Origin of the sequence: Coprococcus sp. HPP0074 (assembly GCF_964238105.1) — a bacterium.
GTDB lineage: Bacteria > Bacillota > Clostridia > Lachnospirales > Lachnospiraceae > Faecalimonas > Faecalimonas umbilicata.
On sequence record NZ_CAXSKS010000008.1, the window covers coordinates 111,697 to 133,295 of the forward strand.

Sequence of the window (21,599 nt, forward strand, 5' to 3'; positions counted from 1 at the left end):
GGTAGTTGACAGAAAAGAATGCTGATTTCTTCACAGTCTTCGGGGTGTAAGGTCTGAGTGTTATATGGCTGAAATGGTTTGCTTGCAGTTGTGACATAGGCGTAGAACCTCCTGTATCTAATAGAATATTTTTTTGTATTGTAGCATGATGCAGTAGAGAATGAAATCATGCTACAGCAATCTCCCATTTTTTGAAACGTGTACTTTTTTAGCGGCCATGCATCTTTTTCCAGAAAAAGACGCCGGAGATTACTGAAGGAAGACCGACCCAAAGTGCCACCGCACATAATGTGACAGTCTCAAAATCCGGGACAGTCAGTGTGCAGACCAGATAGAGAAGCACAATCGGGATGGACAGATCATGAAGGACACGATGAGCTACATTCCAGGTATCTTCGTCGTGTACGGTCCATGGAAGTCGCAATCCGGTATGTCTGTTGAAGGGAAGTCTTGTCGATATCATGCCGGTAAAAAGGATAATGGCAGATACGAGCAGCATTGCAAAAAATTTCCCATCGGTATTGGAAAAAGGAAGGATGCCCATCTCGGACAAGACAAAAGTTACAATACAGACAGTGAGGACGCCAATATTAAAAAGGGTTGTAATTCGAACGGCACCGAGTTTTTTTACGGAGGTTGTCGTGCGGGTGAGCAGAGCAGTATTCCGGTACAGAATGATGACTGCTGTCAGAAGGCAGGCAAAGGTCAGTAAAACGGAAACAATAGTATTGTCGATGATCAGTGCAAAGAGCATAGAAAGCATCGAGAAAAAGAGAATCAGATTCCGCTTTTGCTCGGCGCGGGAAGAAAGACTCCGTTCCTGCACTTGTTTGGCAAGCTCTTCATTGAGGCGAGCAAGTTCTATAGCAAGAGTTTCTGCAGAGAGGGATTCTGAACGTGGTTGTTCGTCTGTCCCAAGCAGTTCTGCAACAGAAATTTCTAACACTTCTGCGAGACGGATCAGAAGTTCCGCATCCGGTACGGAGAGATTATTTTCCCATTTTGATACGGTCTGCCGGACAACATTCAGAGGGATTGCCAGTTCCTCCTGACTCATTTTCTTCTCTTTTCGATATTTTTTAATTTGATCTCCTAACATATCGAAGTCTCCTTTCACATGTAGATTGATGTTCCACTGCCAGTATAAAAATCAGGGGAAGAAAAGGCAAGCAACGCAAGTTAACATGGTGGTTTTATCGTGGAAACTTCCGCGTTCATGCGATAGTAAGTGTCATTCATCTGCATAATTTCCCCAGGGCTGATCGTTAATTTGCTTCCGTCCAAGAAGAAAATATGGTAGTAAGTGACCGCACCGGAAGAGAGCGCTTCCTTGCGCGAAATCTCCCCGTGAAAACGGAGTTGATGCATCCAGTCAGTGAAGGCAGAAATTTCTTCTTTGGAAAGGTTCTGTGAGGTGGGAGAATCCTTTCCACCCGTGATGGAAATACGCTCAATTTGTTTGATGTCGGAAATCTGGATCTTAGACAAATATTGTTCAGGAATTTTTGAAAAAGTAGTCGTATCTTCTCGTAGAGAGGAATCCTCAAACTGGCAGGCGGTTAGCGTAAGAAATAAAAATGCCAGAAGGAATGGAATGAAAAAGAAGCGGGGGAAATTTTTAAAAACTCCAGCGGATATTTTTTGCATGGAAGATCAGTCCTTTCGTATTATGAGGGAGAAGTATTATTGTCTGTTATGTTTTTTTGGTATTTCCAGAACTTTTCACCACAGTGCGGGCAGCGGGAAGGAATCAGAAGATTACTTCCGGGAAGTCGTACGCATTGAATCTGCTTTTTTATACATAGATCATAGAGGTCAGGATTCTGTACAGATCTCTGTTTGGTTAGAAATGTCCGCGGCATGGTCAGAAGCGGAAGTTCACCGCCGCAATTCGGACATTTCCAGAAACGATGGTGCAGAATATCTGAGGAATATAGCAGGGCAACGCTGAAAATCAGAGAAAGCAGCAGAGCGATGGAAATGATAAGCAGTAGAATCTTTGCCCAGTCGTGGTGTACTTGTCCGCCTTCCAGAAGAAGGAGGAATATACCTGATGCGGTAAGCACAAAGAAAGACCGTTCCAAAAACTTTCCTGTTGCTATAAGGCGGGCACTCCGAGAATTTTGTTTGATCAACTGCTCCTTCTGGAGCAAGACTGTCTCATTTTCGAGATAATTATAATCATGTTGTTGTCCGGATGACAATGCGAACACCTCCTTAGTGCTGGATGATAAAGAATCAGTTGAAAAAGTGAAAGGGAAATTGGCATAAAAAATCAAAATAACTTCTGAAAGAGAAGATTAAGGACGTTTCCAGGAAGATTCAGAAATAGGCTGGAAAGTCAGAGGTATTTTCGGCAATTGAATCTTTGGATAGTAAGTCCGGATTGTTCTGAGAAATTCAGAACAATCGCACCGAAGGGAAATGGTTTCTTCACTGCCATCTTTTTTGACAAAGTGGATTACTGCATTCTGGTAAAGATTACCACGTTCCCGTTCATCGGAAAAATAGATTCGTTTTAGTTTTCGGCAGTCATAATAGCAAAGAGAAAAATCATTCAGAATGATAATTGCTGATTCTGTAAAAAAGAAACGGTTTCCAACGGTCTTTTGTAACGTCTGCAATGCTTTTTCTAATTTCGTGAGATCAGAGGAAGTAAGCATCTGGTATTTCCCGAGAAAATAGAGCAGCGTTGTCACCCCGATAAGTAACGTAAAAAATCCGAAGAGAATCGCTGTTTCGATGGATCCTTTGTGAAGCAAACGGATGGAAATAATTGTCATGAAGATACAGAGAATAATACTTCCTATGGCTTTTGCATACCAGAATCGTAAAGTCTTTTGAAAGATTCGATAGACATTGGGATAGTTTTTCAAGTAGATGTGTTTCTTTTTTTCAGAGTTTTTCATGTTCGTTTTTTCCTTTTTTGCTTCTTTTTCCTTTTGTTTCTGTGTGGCTGCTTCTGAGGTATGGAGAATCAGAATGTGCCTCTCATTTGTTTGCCGGAGAAATCAATCAGTAGGTATGTGAAAGGATTTTGTCACTGGTTATGTAATGGAAGAGGGAGAAAATATCTTATATTAGATATAGAAATATCATATCATACAGACCGCATAAAGCAAATGGCGATATCGTCTATTCTATAAAAATCATGTTGTTTGCAAAGACAATCAGTGATATCTCTTCACAATTTGTCACCCATTCATTTCCCAATCAGGCAGTAGAAAAAGGATGACGAGAGATCGGGCAAATGCTATAATGTCTGCATAAGGAGATAAGTGATATGATGATGTTGGGATTGTTTTGCATGGCAGCTTCATTCTTCCCTTTGTACTTGAAGTATAGGGTTGTCTTGACTGGAGAACGGTGCAAAGGAAAAAGATTGGAAAAGAGATTTGGGTATTCAAGAATGAAAAATATGGCCGGGAAGTGTTCCAATGCAGCGATATTCGGCTGGAACTTCTTTCCGGGTTTTTCTTATTAGCGGCCGTGTTTTCGTTTTCAATGGAGGTGATTCAATGACATTTTATGTTCCGTATAATAAAAAAAGTCTATGGATTCGCCACCCAGGAAGAAAATCTGACCATCTTTCTGGGAAAAATGAAAATTTACATATAGACAGAGGTGGTTTTCAAATCTCAGTTTTGCTATAATAGGTCTAAATGCAGTAAATGAGCAATTGATTATTGGAGGAAGGAAGTAAATGAAGTTAAGTAATTCGTATTTTTATACACTGCGGGAAAATGTAAAAGAAGAAGATAGTACAAGTGGAAATTTATTAGTGCGGGCAGGAATGATCAAAAAAAGCAGCAGCGGAATTTATATGATCATGCCGATGGGAAAACGTGTTCTGAAAAAGATTGAGGAAATCGTGCGGGAAGAAATGGATGCTGCAGGAGCGCAGGAACTGTTGATGCCGGCTATGATCCCAGAAGAAATTTATGAGAAAAGTGGACGTAGAGAGGCATTTGGTTCCAACATGTTTGCGCTGAAAGACCGTTATCAGAAGAACTATGTTCTCGGTCCGACTCATGAAGAATTATTTACGATGGCAGCTATGATGAAGGGAAGTTCCTATAAGGATTTTCCTTATAATCTGTATCAGATTCAGACGAAATTCCGAGATGAAACAAGACCTCGTTATGGTTTGATCCGTGTGCGTGAGTTTATTATGAAGGATGCCTATTCATTTGATATTGATGAAGCAGGTCTGCATGAATCCTATATGAAAATGTTCCACGCCTATCAGAATATCATGGAGCGCTGTAAGTTAAATTACAAGATTGTAAAAGCAGATACAGGAGCGATGGGTGGATCTTTATCCGAGGAATTTCAGGCAATTACAGATATCGGGGAAGATGTGATTGTCACCTGCGACGGCTGTGATTTCTCAAGCAATCTAGAAATTACAGAGGTGATTGATGTGAGTGAGCCGTCAGATGCAGAGGAACAGGTGATGGAGGTTGTGGAAACACCGAATGCACGCACGATGGAAGAAGTTGCTGCATTTTTCCATAAGTCTGTAAATGAATTTGTGAAGACACTGATCTATACGGTAGATGGAAAAACAATGGCATTTCTCTTAAAAGGAAATCGGGAATTGAATGAAACAAAAGTGTTGAAGCTTCTAAAGGCAAATGAAATAGAGCTTGCGCCGTTTGAGGAAGTGGAACGTGTTACACATGCAAAAGTTGGATTTGCGGGACCGGTTGGTTTAGAGTGTCCGATCGTTATGGACCGTGAGGTCACAAACATGAAGAACTTTATCGTTGGAGCAAATAAAACAGATCACCATATTGTTAATGTAAATCTGAAGGATTTTGAGGTGGAGATTGTTGCGGATATCGCACAGGTGCATGAGGGAGATGTCTGTCCGGTTTGCGGAAAGCCATTAAAATTCTGTAAGGGAATCGAAGTTGGAAATACGTTCAAGCTGGGAACAAAATATGCAAAGACACTCGGATTGGAATATCAAGATGTGGATAATAAACTTCATCCGGTGGAAATGGGCTGTTATGGTTTTGGTTTGGAACGCTGTATGGCGGCAATTGTAGAGCAGCACAATGACGAGGCTGGAATTATCTGGCCGGCAAGTGTAGCGCCGTTTGAGGTTGTAGTGGTCGTTGTATCCAGCAAAGATGAAGAGCAGATGCGTATTGGAAGTGAATTGTATGAGGCATTGAAAAAAGAAGGCATTGATGTACTTCTGGATGATCGAAAAGAACGTGCGGGTGTAAAATTCAAAGATATGGAACTGATCGGGATCCCATATCGCATTACTGTCGGAAGAGGTATTCAAGAGGGGAAGGTAGAATTCCGTGCCAGAACAGCAGCAGAGAATCGTGAGATTGCCTTGGGTGAAGTGATAAAACTGGTAAAAGAAGAATTACAGAAATAAATTTGAAGAAATCAGATGAGGGACAAGCAGTTAGTTTTCGGATTAGCTGCTTTTCTTATGGTTTTTGACCAACAGTTTCTGTCAGTCATGTGTAAAACGAAAAGATAAAATAAAAAATAGGAGATAAGACTTGACAAAATGATTGAAAAATGTTTATATGAACATATGAACAGTTATTCATATGTTTAGGAGGTGCTTACGCATGAAAATAGAGGAAAGAACAAAAAAAGACAGAGAGACAGAGCTGACAGAATCTGTTGACAAAGAGATTCATGAACACTGTGGCTGTGGGGAACATCATCATGAGCATACACATTCCCACCATGAGCATGGGAAAGCTTGTGGCTGCGGAGGAGATCATCATGATCACGAGCATACGCATTCCCACCATGAGCATGGAAAAGCTTGTGGCTGCGGAGGAGATCATCATGATCACGAGCATACACATTCCCACCATGAGCATGGGAAAACTTGTGGCTGTGAAGGACATCACCACGCACATTCCCACCAGAACAAGGAGAATGAGGATAACAAAGAAAAGTCTATTTCATCACATAGAAAGGGTAGAATACAGACGTATCTGCTTGATAATCTTGGATGAGCGAACTGTGCTTCCAAGATGGAAGCAAGGATACAGGCGCTGCCTGAGGTGAAAGAGGCGACAATCACATTTACGACAAATCAGCTTCAAGTGGTCACGGAAGGTGACAAGGACCTGCTGGAGGAATTTCAGAAGATCTGTGCTGCGATTGAGTCTGAAGTGATTGTAAAAAGGAAGGTATCGGTAAATAAGAAAGAAGAAAAGAAAAAGAGGGAGCAGGAAAAGAAAAGAGAACAGAAACGGGAACGCATAGAAATTGTAGCAGGAGCGGGATTGTTTCTTGCGGGAATTTTGTTGAAGGACAAATACGAATTATTTTCTACCATCTTATTTGTGAGTTCTTATTTGACGCTTGGATGGGAGATTCTGCTTACTGCGGGAAAAAATATTTGTAAGGGAAGAATGCTCGATGAAAATTTCCTGATGAGTATTGCAACACTTGGTGCATTTGCAATCCAGGAATATGCAGAAGCAGTCGGTGTCATGCTGTTTTACCGGATTGGAGAGATGTTTGAGCATATTGCTGTGGAAAAGAGCCGTGGACAGATCATGAGTGCGGTTGATTTAAGACCGGAAGTAGTCAGCCGGGAACAGAATGGGGTGACAGAAGTCATTCCGGCAGAGCAGGCACAAGTCGGAGATCTTTTGATCGTGCGGCCGGGAGATCGTATTCCGCTGGATGGTACAGTAATAGATGGTGAGAGCAGGATCGATACTTCACCGGTAACCGGGGAACCAGTTCCGGTCAAAGTTGAGAAAGGAGATTCTTTAGTATCTGGATGTGTCAACACATCAGGTTTGTTGAAGATGCGTGTAGAAAAGGTATTGGAGGATTCCATGGTGACAAGAATTCTGGATTCTGTAGAACATGCAGCTGCTAGCAAGCCGAAAATTGATAAGTTTATCACAAGATTTGCAAGAGTCTATACGCCGTTTGTTGTGGCGCTTGCTCTTGCGACGGCGATTCTTCCATCACTTGTCACTGGAAACTGGAGCTACTGGGTGTATACGGCGCTGACTTTCTTAGTTATTAGTTGTCCATGTGCGCTTGTACTGAGTGTGCCACTTGCCTTTTTCTCGGGAATCGGAGCAGGATCTAAGAGAGGAATCTTATTCAAAGGTGGTGTTGCAATTGAGGCGCTGCAAGGAGTAAAGACCGTTGTCATGGATAAGACGGGAACAATCACAGAAGGAAATTTTGTTGTGCAGAAATGTGTGGCAAATGAAATGGAAGAGGAAGAATTACTCCGTCTTGCCGCAGTCTGTGAGAAGAATTCCACTCATCCGATTGGAACAAGCATTCTTTTGGAAGCAGAAGAGAGAAAGGTGTCTGTTCTTGATCCGGAACGGATCACAGAAATTTCTGGAAAAGGAATTGAGGCAGTTTTGGATGGCAGACAGATTCTCTGTGGAAATCAGAAGCTGATGGAACAGTATCAGGTAGATTTGACAAATGGTCCAAAGGGGTCATATGGAACGGAAGTACTTGTTGCAGTTGATGGAGAATTTGCGGGATTTCTTGTGATCTCTGATACGATTAAAAAAGATGCTGTCTCGGCGGTACAGGAACTGAAACGGCAGAAAATACGCACTGCAATGCTGACCGGAGATGCAAAAGAAAGCGCGGAAGCAGTAGCAGAGCAGACAGGCATTGATGAAGTACATGCAAGACTTCTGCCAGAAGAAAAGTTAGGTGAGCTGACAAAAATCCGAGAGCAGAATGGTTCGGTAATGTTTGTCGGGGACGGAATCAATGACGCACCAGTACTTGCAGGAGCGGATGTCGGAGCAGCGATGGGAAGCGGAGCCGATGCAGCTATTGAAGCTGCTGATGTGGTGTTTATGACTTCTTCGATGGAGGCAATTCCGGCATCGCTGGAGATTGCGCGAAGTACAAACCGTATTGCGAAGCAGAACGTTCTGTTTGCATTGGCAATTAAGGTCGTTGTTATGGTGCTTGGGCTGGCAGGATTTGCGGATATGTGGCTGGCTGTGTTTGCGGATACAGGAGTTGCAATGCTCTGTGTACTAAACTCTATCCGTATTTTATATAAGAAAAAATAGAAATATATCAGGAGGAAGTGATGCGAAGTGGAAATCCATGGAAGCAGCACTTCCTTTTCTGTGAAATGTAAGAAAAGTATTGACAAACAAAATCAAAGTGAACGATAATGAAACAGAAATGAAGGAGATAGATATCATTATGAAGAAAATAGAGGAAGCGGAAGTGGAGCAGTGCGAGCTAAAACATGTGCACGAGAAGACGGTGGAAAAAGTGAAAAAGGATATGCCTGTGGAAGATGAACTGCAGGATCTTGCAGATTTTTTTAAAGTCTTTGGAGATCTGACAAGAGTAAAAATGCTTTATGTGCTATTTCAGTCAGAGATGTGTGTCTGTGATCTTGCTCAGGTACTTCAGATGACACAGTCTGCAATTTCGCATCAGCTGCGTGTTTTGAAGCAGATGAAGCTTGTGACAAACAGAAGAGAAGGAAAAACCGTGTTCTATTCGCTGGCGGACAGCCATATCAAAACCATTATGAATCAGGGAATGGAACATATTCGTGAGTAAGAGGAGAGCGAAAGTGGGAGGAATCAGAGCAGTCAGAAGAAATATGTTACTGACAGGAATCGGGGCAGCAGCGTTTTTGGGAGAACTGGTGTTTTTAAAGAAAATGGATCTTACGCTGCAGCAGGAAGTTATTTTGTTTGCGGCGACTTATATGATAATCGCAGCTGGTGTGGTGGAAAAGACTGTGCGGAGTTTTTGTAAGAAGCGGATTTTTAATGAATATCTGCTGATTCTTATTGCGACAGCATGCTCTTTTCTTATTTTTCAGTATGTAGAAGGCATTTCTGTTTTATTATTGTTTCAGATTGGTTCGATTCTTGAAGAAGTCATGCTGTACCGATCAAAGAAATCTATTGCAAATATGATGGACATTGCCCCGGAGTTTGCAAATCGAAAGAGTCATGAGCAGGAAGTGCAAGTGGAGCCATCGGAACTGGAATGTGGCGATATCATTTTGATCCGTCCGGGAGAGAGGATTCCGGTGGACAGCAGAGTGTTATCAGGGGAAAGTATGGTTGATGCCAAGGCACTGACTGGAGAGTCTCTTCCGCAGACTGTGACGGCAGGGGCGATGCTATATAGTGGCAGCATTAATCTGACCGGGGCGTTGGAAGCGGAAGTGGTAAAGAAATATGAAGATTCTACGGCTGCGAAGATTATGGCGATGGTGCGGAAAGCCAATGATACGAAGACAGACAGCGAGCGGACGATCACAAAGTTTGCGTCGATTTATACGCCGATCATCATGTTGGCGGCAGCTCTTTTGGCGATTGTTCCGCCAAATACATTTGCAGAAGGTGACTGGTACACATGGATCTACCGCGCGCTCACATTTCTAATTGTTGCGTGCCCGTGGGGGATTGTTATTTCAATTCCGCTGACCTTTTACGGAGGAATCGGAGCGGCAGCAAGACAAGGTGTAATGATCAAAAGCAGTCATCAGCTAGAACTTCTGACAAAGGCAGATACGTTTGTGTTTGACAAGACCGGAACACTGACCGAGGGAGTGTTTGAAGTAAAGGAAATTCATCCGGAGGGAATGACGGAAGAAGAACTTTTGGAGCTGACAGCATATATCGAGTACTTTTCGAATCATCCGATTTCTATGTCACTGCAGAAAATGTATAAAAAGGAAGTAGAGAAACAGCGGATCGAGGTAGTTCAGGAAATTCCGGGACAGGGGATCTATGCTCTGATTGATGGGAAGGCGGCATATGCAGGAAATCGAGAACTTTTAAGGGAACTGCGGATTGCTGTTCCAAAAGTGCGTGCAGCAGGTACGATCGTGTATGTTGCACTCGATGGAGTTTATGCGGGATATATTGTGATCGGTGATACGTTGAAAAAAGAAGTGCGGGAGACGATGGATATTCTGAAAAGGCGGTATCATAAGGAATTGGTCATGCTGACAGGGGATAATGAGATTGTAGGAGGAGCTGTTGGCAAGTTGCTGAACATGGATCACATTTATACGAATCTGCTTCCGGCGGAAAAGGTTGAGAAGGTAGAGGAGTTTATTGATTCTCAGCAGGAAGATGAGAAGTTAGTGTATGTTGGTGATGGTATCAATGATGCCCCGGTATTAAAGCGGGCGGATATCGGAATTGCGATGGGAACACTTGGAGCTGCTGCGGCGGTGGAAGCGGCAGATATCGTTTTGATGGAAGATGATCCGTCGATGATTCTTGTAATCCTCAGGATTGCAAGGGAGACAATCGGAGCAATCCGCCAGAATGCCGTGCTGTCAATCGGCATGAAATTGATTTTACTGACCTTGGCGGCAACGGGGTTGATCTCTATGTGGACGGCGATTACCGCAGATGTGATCATTATGCTGGTTACATTATTTAATGCGCTGTGTCTGCTGAAATATCCGGGATAGGGAAAATGTCTGCAAGTTGTCAGGAAAAGAAAGAATATGGGGAATCCACAGCATGACGAAATGTATGTGGAAAAATAATGAATCAGGGAGGAATTGTGTTGAAAAGTAAAAAATGGGCGCTGTGTGTGCTGGTATTTATGCTTCTAGTTTTTGCCGGATGTACCAGAGCGACGGAGGAAGGTATGGAACTGTTTGAGCAGAAAAAATATGATGAGGCACTGGAACTTTTTCAAAAGGAAGCAGAGTCAGGGGAGGAGCAGGCAGAGGCATACTTAGGAATGGGACTTGTCTACTGGGAACAGCAGAAATATGAAGAGGCGAGAAATGCATTTCAGAAAGCATTGAATGCAGGTACAGAAAAGACGGGGACACTCTATAATCTGCTGGCTTCCTGTGAGATGCAGCTTGGTGATTATCAGAGTGCACTGAATCATTATAATCTTGGGTTACAGTCAGAGGGAAACAGTGCAGAACTGACACAGGAAATGGAATTTAATCAGATTGCCGCCTATGAAAAATTGTATGATTGGGAGAGTGCAAAGGCAAAGATAGAAGAATATATTGCAAAATACCCTGACGATGAAGCGGCAAAGAAAGAAGCAGAATTTTTGCGGACAAGATAAAAATAAGAGGCAGTGGAGATTACTCCCTGCCTTCTATTTTTCCATAAAGTTCTTTTGGGACAAATGCGTGGACAAAGATGCCATCTTCCCGGTATTCTTCCTCCAAAAGTTCTCCGTATTTACGGATCAGCTGGATCTTTCCGGCATCGGCGTAAGAATAGGTTCTTGAAATTTCAATCTTTCGTTCGCGCAGAATCTGTTCAATGACAGATTGCAGGGTATCCAGTCCTTGACCGGTCCGCGCAGAGATATTTACGATGTGATCTGCCTTGAAATCACGGATGATCGGAACTTCTGTCAGTCGATCCTGCTTGTTGAAAGCGGTGATGACCACTTTATCTTTGACATCCAGATTTTGTAGTGTCTCGTAGACGGTATACATCTGTTCATCCATCTGTGGGTTGGAAACATCGACTACATGTAAGATCATATCTGCATATTTCGCTTCTTCTAATGTACTTTTGAATGCTTCGATCAGATGATGAGGAAGCTTTCGGATAAATCCGACGGTATCTGTCAGAAGCACTTCCTGACCGCTTGGAAGTTTCAGTCCTCTGGTCGTTGGATCTAAAGTGGCAAACAGCTTATCCTCCTCAAGAACACTGGATCCGGTCAGACGATTTAGCAGTGTGGATTTACCTGCATTTGTATAGCCGACGATAGCGATGACCGGGATATGATTGCGGCTTCGCTGCTCACGGGTCACTTCCCGGTGCCGTTTGACATCTTTTAACTCACGGTTTAGCTGGGCAATGCGTCCTTTGATCAGACGGCGGTCCATTTCAAGTTTTTTCTCTCCGGGACCTCTTGTACCGATTCCGCCGCCGAGTCTGGAAAGTGATTTTCCAAGACCAACCAGGCGGGATTGGCGGTATTTCAGCTGTGCAAGTTCCACCTGAATTTTACCTTCATTTGTAGAGGCGCGTTCTGCAAAGATGTCAAGGATGATCAAAGTGCGATCCATGACTTTTGTATCCAGTGCATCCTGGAGATTTCCAAGTTGTGCAGGAGAGAGCTCATCATCACAAATGATTCCAGTGGCATCTGTCTCCCAGAGGAGATTTTTAATTTCATCCAGTTTTCCCTTGCCGACGTAAGTGCCAGGGTGGATCTGCTCCCGGTTCTGGATGATCCGTCCAACTGTCTCGGCCCCGGCAGTCTGTGCCAGTTCTTCCAATTCATCCAGTGATTTTTCTGTATCTTCATTGTCATCTGCTTGCACACCGACGAGGATGACACGTTCTTTTGTTTCCTTTAAATCGTATAATTGCATAAAAGTCCTTTCTGCCCGAAGGAGGGCAAATTGATATAGATATATGTATCATAACATAGATTGAGGTTCTTTGTAATGTTTTTCCGCAAGATGCTCAAAAGTAGGTGACGGTATTTCGAATCAATAGTATAATGCATGTATAAATTTTGAAAAAGGGAAAGCGGGGATAAAGATGAAGAAATATCAGATTACCGAATGGTGCCATCATTTTATCGGAGGGCATGTGCTGGAAGGGGATATTTGTATCGATGCGACTGCTGGCAATGGGCATGATACCCTTCTTCTGGCAGAGCTTGTGGGAGCATCGGGAAGCGTCATTGCTTTTGACATCCAGGAGCAGGCGGTACAGGAGACAAAAAGAAAGATAGATGCATGTGGATATGCAGAACGGACAGAAGTTGTGCTGGACAGCCATGTGCATATGGGAGCTTACGCAAAGGAAAATACAGTCAGCTGCATCACGTTTAATTTCGGCTATCTGCCGGGAGGGGATCATACACTTGCGACAAAGGCAGATACGAGTGTGCAGGCGATCGAGGAAGGATTGCGACTATTGAAGAAAGATGGGTTGATGAGTCTTTGCATTTATAGTGGAGGGGACAGTGGATTTGAAGAAAAAGAGCGGATTTTAGCTTACCTGAAAGAACTTGATCCGAAGAAATATCTTGTGATCGTCAGTGAATACTATAATCGCCCGAATCATCCTCCGGTTCCGGCATTTGTGATTAAATTATAGAGACGTTATTTTTTAGCAAGGAGCGTCTCATTGCCGGAACGAAAGTCAGAGGGTATCGCGAATCTGTCTGGGAGATTCTCCAAAGTGAGATTTGTATGCACGCGAGAACGTGGAATAGTTTTTAAATCCGCAGTCGTAACACGCCTGAGTGATTGGCTCTCCGGAGGCAATCAGTTCTTTGGCGAGCAGTAATCGTTTGTAATTGATATAGTTTCCGATCGTATATCCGGTCTCGGTTTTGAACAGACGCATCATATAGTATTTGCTGACATAAAATCTGGCAGCGAGATCATCAATATTTAAGTCTGTGGTCAGATTTCGGTTAATATACTGGAGAAGCTCCACAACTTTTGTATTACAATGGTCTGTGGCGATAAATTCCAACTGTTCATTCAAGGTTGCACGATTCAGATGAATCATAAATTCCAGAAAGAGAATTTTCTGATAGAGCGTATTGGCGTATCCGACATCGGAAAATGAATGTTTCAGATTGTCAACGGCGCGCACCAGCGTGTTTTTTGCGTGGGAGTGTGTCCGAAGTACGTTCGTATGTTCTTTTTTTGCCTTTTGAAAGCACTCGCTGAGGTCATAATCTGCCGTCTGGTAAGTATTGATAAATTCCGGGGAGATGTAGACGACGATTCGTTCATATGGTTCCGAATCTTGTACGTTTAGCTTATGGATATCATTGTGGCTGACAAGGACGATGTCATAAGGCTGTAGTTGGTAAGATTTCCCCTCAATCGTGTACTGGACATTTCCTTTCAGAAAAATTGTGATCTTATCAAAGTCATGATAGTGATATTCAAATTCCTTGGAAGCGGTGTCCGTCAGGTAAAACAGGCGGAAATCGCTGTATAAGTATCCTTTTTTCTCGTAAGTTTCCATAAAGGCAGTCTCCTTGTGTTCGATTTTCAGCTAGGAAACAGTGTGTTGCATCGTACGGGTCAGAGGATTCCTAAGATTATTTTTCCTGTTTAGGGAGAGAAAGAATATCAACAAATCATTTCCTATATAGTAATAGCAGATCATAAAAAATCAATTGTACTACGGTTGTGCTTCATAGCTGTTACGATGATTATACAGCACTATCTGCAATATAGAAAGCACTATTTCTATATTATTACGGAATAATGCTTGTTATGATGAAGAAAAAGGAGGCGCGGTTACAGTGATGAATATTGTGTTGGAAAAATATCATGGATTGGGAAATGATTACTTTGTATTTGATCCGAATAAAAATGAGTTAAAGCTGACAAAAGAGAATGTCCGAATGATCTGTGACAGAAATTTTGGGATGGGTTCGGATGGAATTCTCGAAGGACCTATTTTTCAGGAAGATAGAATTTATGTGAAAGTATGGAATCCGGATGGAAGTGAAGCGGAGAAAAGTGGGAATGGAGATCGTATTTTTGCAAAATATTTGAAGGATGCCGGATACATTCAGAAGAAGCATGTAACCTTCTACACACTGAGCGGAGCTATTCAGGTAACATATCTGAATGAGGATGGAAGCAGGCTGCGCGCTTCGGCAGGAAAGCTTTCTTTCTGGAGTGATGAGATTCCGGTAACGGGAGAGCGCAGAGAAGTCATCAATGAAGACATGGTATTTGGAAGAACTTTATATCCGGTTACTTGTGTGTCAATCGGAAATCCGCATTGTGTGATCCCGATGCGAGAGATTTCTAAACCACTTGTCTGTAAGATTGGTGATTATGCGGAGATTGCCAGATATTTCCCAAATAAGATCAACACACAGCTATTAAAAGTGATTGACCAGGAGAATATCCAGATTGAGATCTTTGAAAGAGGAGTCGGTTATACATTGGCATCCGGAAGTTGTGCGTGTGCTGCAGCGGGCGTTGCATATAAGCTTGGCATGACAAATCCAGGTGTGACGGTTCATATGCCGGGCGGAAAGCTTCAAGTAGAGATTCAGGATGACTGGGAAGTATTTGCAACAGGGGAAGTATTTTATATAGGAAAGATTTCACTGAGCAGCGAGTTTGGCGAGCGATTAAGAGCTGCGGTAAGCGTAGAGGAACGGTAGAGGCTTAGATGAAATTGATAGAAAGTTTTATGGGGCAGAATGTATTTTCATTCTGCCCCAAATTCTCTTAAGATACGACTCTTGTGACAGCATCTGCACAGGAGGCAAATAGGATGAAGATCACTGCAATCGTTCCGATTACACTTTCGTAGTTTAATTTTTTGAATTTTTCCCGCCACCGAGAATGTTTGTCGATTTTGGAAGATTTCTTTGTCAAAATACTTCCGGCGACTAAAAACAGTGAGATTCCACTGAGGATACACATGCCGCTGCGCCACACTTGGAATGCTTCCGGCAGAGAGAAGCCTTGAAACAGGAATCCTCCGGTCAAAAGCAACAGTGAAACGGCGATGGATAAAATCACACCATATTTTCCAGCAGAGAGAAAGTCGGTCAAGTATTCTTTATTTTTCATCATACAAATGACAGGCCACCTGATGTCCGTTGCCGATATCTTTTAAGGTAGGCATGCATTGTGAACAGATTTCTTTTGCATACTTGCATCTTCCTTTAAATCTACATCCCGGCGCAGGGTTTACAGGGCTTGGCACATCCCCTTCCAGTTTGATTCTTGTTTTCTCTCGTGCGATTTCTACTTCTGGATCCGGGATTGGGATCGCGGACAGCAGTGCTTGTGTGTATGGATGAAGTGGGTTTTTGTATAACTCCTCAGAGCTTGTGATCTCCACCATAGAGCCTAAGTACATTACAGCAACACGGTCAGAAATATGTTTTACCATAGATAGGTCATGTGCGACAAACAGGTAAGTCAGATCCATTTCTTTTTGCAATTTGATCAGGAGATTGACAATCTGAGCTTGAATGGATACATCCAGTGCGGAAATAGGTTCATCCAGTACAAGAAATTTAGGTTCAACAGCGAGTGCTCGTGCGATTCCGATTCGCTGTCTCTGACCACCGGAAAATTCGTGAACAAAACGGTTTGCATGTTCTTTGTTTAATCCGACAAGATCTAGGTAGTGGTAAATTTTTTCACTTCGCTCTTTTTTGTTTGAAGTCATATGATGGATATCAAGTCCCTCTGCAACAATATCTGCAACCGTCATACGAGGATCTAAGGAAGCGTATGGATCTTGAAAGATCATTTGAGTTTCTTTTCGGAAATTTAACTTTTCTTTCCCTTTTAGTTCATGGACATTTTTTCCTTTATAAAGAACTTCTCCGGATGTTTTATTATATAATCCGATACAAGTACGTCCGCAGGTTGTTTTGCCACAACCAGATTCGCCGACGAGTCCAAGTGTTTCCCCTGGAGCAATTTCAAAAGAAACATCATCGACTGCTTTTAATGTAAGTCCTTTTCCGACTTCAAAATATTTGCATAAATTTTTTACTTCTAATACATTCTGGCTCATAATGATTCCTCCACTCCAAATGGTTGATTTTCTTTTGGCGCCATCGGATGGTGCAGCCAGCATGCTGCCTGATGTCCATTTCCAAAATCAGTTACTTCCGGTGCCTCCTCACAGCAGATTTCCATGCAGTAAGAACATCTTGTACAGAAAGGGCATCCTTTCGGTGGTGAGATTAAATCCGGCGGAGTTCCTTCGATAGAAGCCAGTTCCTGTTTATTAGAAAGGTCCAGACGAGGAACCGCTTTTAATAACGCTCTTGTATAAGGATGTTTTGGGTGATAGAAAATATCTTCCCGGCTTCCTCTTTCCACAATTTTTCCTGAGTACATCACTACAATCCGTTTTGCAATGTTGGCTACTACACCAAGATCGTGAGTGATCAAGATGACAGCGGTATTCATTTTGTGCTGAAGATCTTTGATCAGATCCATAATCTGAGCCTGAATCGTAACATCCAATGCAGTTGTTGGCTCATCTGCAATCAGAAGATTCGGCTGACAGGCAAATGCGATTGCAATCATTGCTCTTTGGCGCATTCCGCCAGAAAATTCGTGTGGGTATTGCTTGACACGACCTTCAGCATTTGGGATTCCAACCATTTTCAAAAGGTTCACCGCTTCTTTGTATGCTTCAGCTTTTGTCATTTTCCGGTGCATCATTAAATTTTCTACAATTTGTTTTCCGACAGTCATAGTCGGGTTCAGAGATGCAAGAGCATCCTGAAAGATAATCGCGACTTCCCCGCCGCGGTATTCACTTAACTCTTTTTTGTCCATTTTCAGAACATCTTTGCCTTTGTATAAAATCTGGCTTCCGTCTTTGATTTCTCCGGGTGGAGTTTTTATCAGGCGCATAATAGATTTTGCGGTTACAGATTTACCGCAGCCGGATTCTCCAACGATTGCGACAGCTTCGCCTTCTTCTACATCGAAGGAAACACCGCGGACAGATTGTACTTCTCCTGCGTAAGTATGATAGGATACGCGCAGATTTTCGATTTCTAATATTTTATCCATTGTTTTCCTCCTACTGACGTAATCTCGGATCCAGAGCATCTCTCAGACCGTCTCCGAGTAAGTTGAATGCAAGCACGATGATACACAGAACAAGTGCCGGATAGAAGATCTGATATGGATACAGATCCAGAACCGACTGTCCATTTGAAATCAGCACACCAAGACTGATGACAGGTTCTTTTAATCCCATGCCGAGAAAGCTCAAAGATGCTTCCGTAAAAATGTAGCTTGGAATGCTTGTGGCAACATTCAGAATTAAAATACTCAATGTATTCGGAATCAGATGCTTACGAATGATCCACGAAGGATTTGCTCCAAGTGTTTCGGCAGCCATGACGTATTCAGATTCTCTGAGCTGCATGATCATACCACGCATTTGTCTGGCTGTGCCGCACCAGGAAGTAAGGCACATGGCAACAAGAAGCGCTCCCATATTCTGTCCAAGCACCATCATGATCAGCAGTGTGAGCAGAAGAGAAGGAATGGATGTAAGGATTTCTACAATTCGCATCATGACTTCATCGAGCCATCCGCCAAAATATGCCATGATTCCACCGTATGCGCAGCCGACGACGATCTGAATGAAAGTACACGCAATCGCAACGATCAGAGAAGCACGCGCACCGACACAGACACGGCTGAAAAGATCTCTTCCAAGGATATCAGTACCAAACCAGTGTGTGCCATCGGCAGGTTTGTTCTTCATAACTGCATTGATTGAGACATATTCCTCGCCACTGATCGTTGGACCAAGTGTGATAAAAAGGACACATGCCAGCAATAAAATCATAGAGAAAACAGCAATTGGATTTTTTCGAAGTCTTCTCCATGCATCCTGCCAGTAAGTTACAGTAGGACGCACAATGGCATCAGAATCAAAGCGGCTTCTGTCGACCGGTCTAAATTTTTCTTTTGTTAATTCAGCCATTTTCTTCCCCCTCCCTATTTCTTGCCGCCGCTGATACGGATTCGCGGATCGACTACGGTATACAAAATATCTGTCAGAAATACAACTGCAATATATAGTGCTGCAGTAATTACTGTCTGTCCCATGACGATACAGACATCCCTGCCGCTGATTGCTTCGACATAGTATTTTCCAAATCCCGGTATTACGAAGATTTTTTCGATAAAATAAGATCCGGTAATACACATTGCCACACTCATCGGAAGATTAGTGATGACAGGGATGAAAGAATTCCTAAGTACATGTCTGCGGATGACTTTTCCTTTGGAGAGACCTTTGGATTCCGCAGTGAGAATATATTCCTGGTTCATAACATCCAACATGGATGTTTTTAACAGGCGGGCGTAAGATGCAATGTAGACAAAACATCCTGTCAAAGTAGGGAGAATCGTATACTCCCAGCCGCCAAACCACAAGGTGAAAAGATCTCCTTTCGGCCATCCGATCGTCGGGAATAAGTGTAGGTTTCCGGCAAAGACTTTCTGAAGCAGGATACCAAAGACGAGATGGGGGACGGAAATCAGGAGGATTGAGAAGAACACAATGGAATAATCAATCCATGTTCCCTTTCTCGTTGCGGCCAGAATACCGAGCAATAATCCAAGGCCTACACCGAGGAGCATCTGCTGGATACCGAGTCGTGCAGAGACAGGTCCTTTTGTTTTAATAATGTTGGAAACCGTCTCTCCTTCATAGATAACGGATTCACCAAAATCTCCTTTTAACATTCCTTTCATTGTGATTCCATAACGCTCAAGAAGTGGTTTGTCAAGACCATATCGCTTGTAAAGGTTGACACGGACTTTTTCCGGCAGTTTATCTGCTCTTGCAGTGAGGGCATCCCCCGGCACTGCAGCCAGTAAAAAGAAAGTTCCAGTCGCGATGACGAACAGCGTAAATAACATCTCGACGAATCTTCTTATTGTATATTTAACCATACTGTATTTCCTTTCTCTTTTATGGTGTGTCTAATAGATTCCAATGGAAAAGAGGTTCGCCAGAGAACCTCTTTTCTTGGACATTTTTGCTGTTGCTATTTGCCGGAAATATATGCGCGGCTGAATTCATATGCACTTCCAAAAGTTGGGAAGCTCATGTCTTTTACATAGCTTTGTACGAAAAACTGTTTGTTAGAATAGAAAATCGGTGCGATACCAGCTTGTTCATTGATCAGATTGTTCTCCATTGCCACATAGGTTTCGGCACGTTTTTCCATATCGCTTTCTTCGGCAAGAGAATCAAACATTTTGTCAAATTCTTCATTCGAATATCCACCCATGAATTTTGCATATCCACTTCCTGTATTAAACAGTTCCATAAAAGTCATAGGGTCGTTGTAGTCACCATTCCATCCCATGAAGACAAGATCGTAGCGGTTGTTATTTCTCTCATCTACGAAAAGGGAAGTGTCGGCACAGATATTCACGTTTACTTTTACACCGAGTCTGTCTTCCCAAGTCTGTTTGAAGTATTCCTGGATTGCCTGATCCTGGACGGTTGTTCCGGAGGAGATGATAGTCAGCTCGACATCTTTGAGATCTTTATCGACACCGGCTTCTTTCATACCTTCCTTGAACATTTTTTGAAGTCCTTCGTTATCGTCTTTGTACTTGTCGTAATCAGCTTTTAATGGTTCTTCCCCTGCCACTGTGCGGAATTCTTCTTCTCCTACGAGCATTCCAGCAGGAATCAGACCATAAGCAGGAATATTGATACCACTGTATACAACTTCATTCATTTCTGCTCGGTTGATTGCAAGAGAAAGTGCCTTTCTGCATTTTGCATTGTTCATAAGACCGGAAAGTCCTCCTGTGTGCTGATTGAAGCACATATAGTTACAGCTTGGTGATGTTTTAGAAATGTTTGCAAGCTGTCCGCTTTCAGTAAGTTTCTGCCATTTTGCAATATACTCGGAGTTTGCTTCCACAGCATCCAGTTCTTTGTTTTCAATCAGAATGGATTTTGTAGAATCTTCCGGAATCTCTTTCAATGTAACTTTTTCTAAATGTACATTTTCAGCATCCCAGTATTCTGGGTTTTTCTCAAGAACAATTTCATTTCCTTTTGTGTGATCTGCAATTACGAAAGGTCCACAGAATACATGAAGTTTATAGTCTGCATTATATTTTGTTTGATCTCCGGCCTTTTCGATTACATCAAGACGGACTGGATCAAAACAAACATTTGTAAGTTTTTTGATGAAGAATGGGATGTTTGCACGAAGTTTGATTTCAAGTGTTTTATCATCGAGTGCTTTTACCCCGATATCATCGGCAGAAGCTTGTCCATCGTAATATGCCTCAGCATTTTCGATATCATATGCCATGAAAGAGTAGGAAAATCCATTTTCAGGATTTAACAGTCTTTTGATTGAGTCTACATAATGCTGGGCAGTGACTGGCTGGCCGTCAGACCATTTGTAGTCACGCAGTTTGAATGTGTAAGTCAGACCATCGTCAGATACTTCATAGCTTTCACATCCGGCATTTTCTACGACATCATTTCCATCTTTGTCGCTGAATACACGGAATAACCCTTCCTGGACATGACTCAAAAGAACAAATTCATTAGCATTCCTTGCATCATTGACATCGAGTACTTTGCAGTCTACGTTATTTAACACTAATTCCTGCTTTTCGTCTGGTTTAGCTTCGCTGGAGGATTCAGCTGTTTTCCCGGAAGATTTCTCTTCGCTGTTTCCGCCACCACAGCCAGATAAAATTGTTGCGATCATCATGGATGCCATCGCCAGTGCTGTCAGTTTTTTCCATTTCATACCTTTTCCCTCCTAAATTTAGAAAAATTTAATTATAATAAAGTTATTATAAATTTACAGGCTTTCGTTGTCAACAAATAATTGCATTTTTTAATATTTTTCTATAAATTTAGAATAAGATATCGATTTATCATAAATTAATAAAAGTAAATCATGTATATACAATATTTTTTACGAGGAATGGAAAGTTTTTAGATTGATCTTCGTGAGCAGTTGAGTGTGACGCTAATCTGTGGCTGGATGTTTCAAAATTTTACTGTATGGATCCTTTTCTTTCCTTATTTAATGGGGTAATAATATATTGGGGGAATTGGATGGGACAGAGTGCT

The 21,599-nt window shown here is 42.5% G+C and carries 21 protein-coding genes; 10 read left to right on the top strand and 11 right to left on the bottom strand.

The window, feature by feature from the left end:
• Positions 1–208: 208 nt before the first annotated feature.
• Together ACESPO_RS11010 and ACESPO_RS11015 are read right to left on the bottom strand one after the other, a co-directional pair.
• Positions 209–1,099, bottom strand: a complete 891-nt coding sequence (locus ACESPO_RS11010) for an XRE family transcriptional regulator (protein ID WP_119987479.1) — start codon at positions 1,097–1,099, stop codon at positions 209–211.
• 80 nt (positions 1,100–1,179) lie between these two features.
• On the bottom strand, positions 1,180–1,647 hold the full coding sequence (locus ACESPO_RS11015) for a hypothetical protein (protein ID WP_016439804.1): 468 nt from the start codon (positions 1,645–1,647) through the stop codon (positions 1,180–1,182).
• Here ACESPO_RS11015 and ACESPO_RS11020 point away from each other — a divergent pair.
• Positions 1,646–1,951 carry a hypothetical protein gene (locus ACESPO_RS11020; RefSeq protein WP_499788834.1) on the top strand — a complete coding sequence of 102 codons (306 nt, stop codon included), beginning with the start codon at positions 1,646–1,648 and terminating at the stop codon, positions 1,949–1,951. The two genes, ACESPO_RS11015 and ACESPO_RS11020, sit on opposite strands and share 2 nt — an antisense overlap.
• A 349-nt stretch (positions 1,952–2,300) precedes the next feature.
• Here the strand turns inward: ACESPO_RS11020 and ACESPO_RS11025 are convergent, their stop codons facing one another.
• Positions 2,301–2,909, bottom strand: coding sequence for a hypothetical protein (locus ACESPO_RS11025; protein ID WP_016439802.1), 609 nt, complete (start codon positions 2,907–2,909; stop codon positions 2,301–2,303).
• Between the two features lie 374 nt (positions 2,910–3,283).
• Here ACESPO_RS11025 and ACESPO_RS11030 point away from each other — a divergent pair, with 374 nt between their 5' ends.
• The 7 genes from ACESPO_RS11030 to ACESPO_RS11060 all read left to right on the top strand — a co-directional run bounded on the left by ACESPO_RS11030 (position 3,284) and on the right by ACESPO_RS11060 (position 11,076).
• A complete protein-coding gene (locus ACESPO_RS11030) occupies positions 3,284–3,484 on the top strand; it encodes a hypothetical protein (RefSeq protein WP_035103140.1) in 201 nt (66 codons plus the stop codon).
• Positions 3,485–3,703: 219 nt separating this feature from the next.
• Positions 3,704–5,398: a proline--tRNA ligase gene (locus ACESPO_RS11035; protein WP_499788835.1), complete on the top strand. Its 1,695-nt coding sequence runs from the start codon at positions 3,704–3,706 to the stop codon at positions 5,396–5,398.
• Between the two features lie 202 nt (positions 5,399–5,600).
• Complete coding sequence (locus ACESPO_RS11040; RefSeq protein ID WP_499788836.1) at positions 5,601–5,999, top strand: hypothetical protein; 399 nt, start codon at positions 5,601–5,603, stop codon at positions 5,997–5,999.
• Between the two features lie 18 nt (positions 6,000–6,017).
• Positions 6,018–8,063 carry a heavy metal translocating P-type ATPase gene (locus ACESPO_RS11045; RefSeq protein WP_499788837.1) on the top strand — a complete coding sequence of 682 codons (2,046 nt, stop codon included), beginning with the start codon at positions 6,018–6,020 and terminating at the stop codon, positions 8,061–8,063.
• A 139-nt stretch (positions 8,064–8,202) separates the two neighbouring features.
• The gene (locus tag ACESPO_RS11050; RefSeq protein ID WP_009263611.1) at positions 8,203–8,571 is read left to right on the top strand and encodes an ArsR/SmtB family transcription factor; all 369 of its coding nucleotides are present in this window, start codon (positions 8,203–8,205) and stop codon (positions 8,569–8,571) included.
• Positions 8,572–8,584: 13 nt separating this feature from the next.
• Complete coding sequence (locus ACESPO_RS11055; protein ID WP_116441182.1) at positions 8,585–10,453, top strand: heavy metal translocating P-type ATPase; 1,869 nt, start codon at positions 8,585–8,587, stop codon at positions 10,451–10,453.
• A gap of 95 nt (positions 10,454–10,548) precedes the next feature.
• Positions 10,549–11,076 (top strand): tetratricopeptide repeat protein, encoded by a 528-nt coding sequence (locus ACESPO_RS11060; RefSeq protein WP_320853236.1) that lies wholly within the window; start codon positions 10,549–10,551, stop codon positions 11,074–11,076.
• A 19-nt stretch (positions 11,077–11,095) separates the two neighbouring features.
• On the opposite strand, the gene hflX is transcribed toward ACESPO_RS11060, so the two are convergent.
• Complete coding sequence (hflX, locus tag ACESPO_RS11065) at positions 11,096–12,349, bottom strand: GTPase HflX (protein WP_499788840.1); 1,254 nt, start codon at positions 12,347–12,349, stop codon at positions 11,096–11,098.
• A 172-nt stretch (positions 12,350–12,521) separates the two neighbouring features.
• On the opposite strand from hflX, the gene mnmM reads away from it, so the two are divergent.
• Positions 12,522–13,085 (top strand): tRNA 5-(aminomethyl)-2-thiouridylate-methyltransferase MnmM, encoded by a 564-nt coding sequence (mnmM, locus tag ACESPO_RS11070; protein ID WP_016439796.1) that lies wholly within the window; start codon positions 12,522–12,524, stop codon positions 13,083–13,085.
• A gap of 45 nt (positions 13,086–13,130) precedes the next feature.
• Here mnmM and ACESPO_RS11075 read toward each other — a convergent pair whose 3' ends face one another.
• Positions 13,131–13,973 carry an AraC family transcriptional regulator gene (locus tag ACESPO_RS11075; protein ID WP_499788841.1) on the bottom strand — a complete coding sequence of 281 codons (843 nt, stop codon included), beginning with the start codon at positions 13,971–13,973 and terminating at the stop codon, positions 13,131–13,133.
• A 286-nt stretch (positions 13,974–14,259) separates the two neighbouring features.
• On the opposite strand from ACESPO_RS11075, the gene dapF reads away from it, so the two are divergent.
• On the top strand, positions 14,260–15,135 hold the full coding sequence (gene dapF, locus ACESPO_RS11080; RefSeq protein WP_035103138.1) for a diaminopimelate epimerase: 876 nt from the start codon (positions 14,260–14,262) through the stop codon (positions 15,133–15,135).
• A 67-nt stretch (positions 15,136–15,202) separates the two neighbouring features.
• On the opposite strand, the gene ACESPO_RS11085 is transcribed toward dapF, so the two are convergent.
• From ACESPO_RS11085 to ACESPO_RS11110, 6 genes are all read right to left on the bottom strand, one after another.
• A complete protein-coding gene (locus ACESPO_RS11085) occupies positions 15,203–15,553 on the bottom strand; it encodes a hypothetical protein (protein WP_270602630.1) in 351 nt (116 codons plus the stop codon).
• Positions 15,540–16,511 carry an ABC transporter ATP-binding protein gene (locus ACESPO_RS11090; protein WP_008977396.1) on the bottom strand — a complete coding sequence of 324 codons (972 nt, stop codon included), beginning with the start codon at positions 16,509–16,511 and terminating at the stop codon, positions 15,540–15,542. Before ACESPO_RS11090 ends, ACESPO_RS11085 begins: the two co-directional genes overlap by 14 nt.
• Positions 16,508–17,527 carry an ABC transporter ATP-binding protein gene (locus tag ACESPO_RS11095; protein WP_120092558.1) on the bottom strand — a complete coding sequence of 340 codons (1,020 nt, stop codon included), beginning with the start codon at positions 17,525–17,527 and terminating at the stop codon, positions 16,508–16,510. The genes ACESPO_RS11090 and ACESPO_RS11095 overlap by 4 nt, the downstream gene beginning before the upstream one ends.
• Before the next feature lie 10 nt (positions 17,528–17,537).
• A complete protein-coding gene (locus tag ACESPO_RS11100; protein WP_016439791.1) occupies positions 17,538–18,455 on the bottom strand; it encodes an ABC transporter permease in 918 nt (305 codons plus the stop codon).
• A 14-nt stretch (positions 18,456–18,469) separates the two neighbouring features.
• Complete coding sequence (locus ACESPO_RS11105; protein WP_016439790.1) at positions 18,470–19,432, bottom strand: ABC transporter permease; 963 nt, start codon at positions 19,430–19,432, stop codon at positions 18,470–18,472.
• A gap of 95 nt (positions 19,433–19,527) precedes the next feature.
• Positions 19,528–21,270 carry a peptide ABC transporter substrate-binding protein gene (locus tag ACESPO_RS11110; RefSeq protein ID WP_499788842.1) on the bottom strand — a complete coding sequence of 581 codons (1,743 nt, stop codon included), beginning with the start codon at positions 21,268–21,270 and terminating at the stop codon, positions 19,528–19,530.
• Positions 21,271–21,599: the final 329 nt, after the last annotated feature.

Bases quoted from the DNA above. Each gene is read 5' to 3' on its own strand.
- ACESPO_RS11020 (WP_499788834.1), top strand. From the start codon at position 1,646: ATGGAAGATCAGTCCTTTCGTATTATGAGGGAGAAGTATTATTGTCTG.
- ACESPO_RS11010 (WP_119987479.1), bottom strand. From the start codon at position 1,099: ATGTTAGGAGATCAAATTAAAAAATATCGAAAAGAGAAGAAAATGAGT.
- ACESPO_RS11040 (WP_499788836.1), top strand. From the start codon at position 5,601: ATGAAAATAGAGGAAAGAACAAAAAAAGACAGAGAGACAGAGCTGACA.
- ACESPO_RS11095 (WP_120092558.1), bottom strand. From the start codon at position 17,527: ATGGATAAAATATTAGAAATCGAAAATCTGCGCGTATCCTATCATACT.
- ACESPO_RS11105 (WP_016439790.1), bottom strand. From the start codon at position 19,432: ATGGTTAAATATACAATAAGAAGATTCGTCGAGATGTTATTTACGCTG.
- ACESPO_RS11015 (WP_016439804.1), bottom strand. From the start codon at position 1,647: ATGCAAAAAATATCCGCTGGAGTTTTTAAAAATTTCCCCCGCTTCTTT.
- ACESPO_RS11030 (WP_035103140.1), top strand. From the start codon at position 3,284: ATGATGATGTTGGGATTGTTTTGCATGGCAGCTTCATTCTTCCCTTTG.
- ACESPO_RS11085 (WP_270602630.1), bottom strand. From the start codon at position 15,553: ATGATGAAAAATAAAGAATACTTGACCGACTTTCTCTCTGCTGGAAAA.
- dapF (WP_035103138.1), top strand. From the start codon at position 14,260: ATGAATATTGTGTTGGAAAAATATCATGGATTGGGAAATGATTACTTT.
- ACESPO_RS11100 (WP_016439791.1), bottom strand. From the start codon at position 18,455: ATGGCTGAATTAACAAAAGAAAAATTTAGACCGGTCGACAGAAGCCGC.
- mnmM (WP_016439796.1), top strand. From the start codon at position 12,522: ATGAAGAAATATCAGATTACCGAATGGTGCCATCATTTTATCGGAGGG.
- ACESPO_RS11035 (WP_499788835.1), top strand. From the start codon at position 3,704: ATGAAGTTAAGTAATTCGTATTTTTATACACTGCGGGAAAATGTAAAA.
- ACESPO_RS11050 (WP_009263611.1), top strand. From the start codon at position 8,203: ATGAAGAAAATAGAGGAAGCGGAAGTGGAGCAGTGCGAGCTAAAACAT.
- hflX (WP_499788840.1), bottom strand. From the start codon at position 12,349: ATGCAATTATACGATTTAAAGGAAACAAAAGAACGTGTCATCCTCGTC.
- ACESPO_RS11090 (WP_008977396.1), bottom strand. From the start codon at position 16,511: ATGAGCCAGAATGTATTAGAAGTAAAAAATTTATGCAAATATTTTGAA.
- ACESPO_RS11025 (WP_016439802.1), bottom strand. From the start codon at position 2,909: ATGAAAAACTCTGAAAAAAAGAAACACATCTACTTGAAAAACTATCCC.
- ACESPO_RS11075 (WP_499788841.1), bottom strand. From the start codon at position 13,973: ATGGAAACTTACGAGAAAAAAGGATACTTATACAGCGATTTCCGCCTG.
- ACESPO_RS11045 (WP_499788837.1), top strand. From the start codon at position 6,018: ATGGAAGCAAGGATACAGGCGCTGCCTGAGGTGAAAGAGGCGACAATC.
- ACESPO_RS11110 (WP_499788842.1), bottom strand. From the start codon at position 21,270: ATGAAATGGAAAAAACTGACAGCACTGGCGATGGCATCCATGATGATC.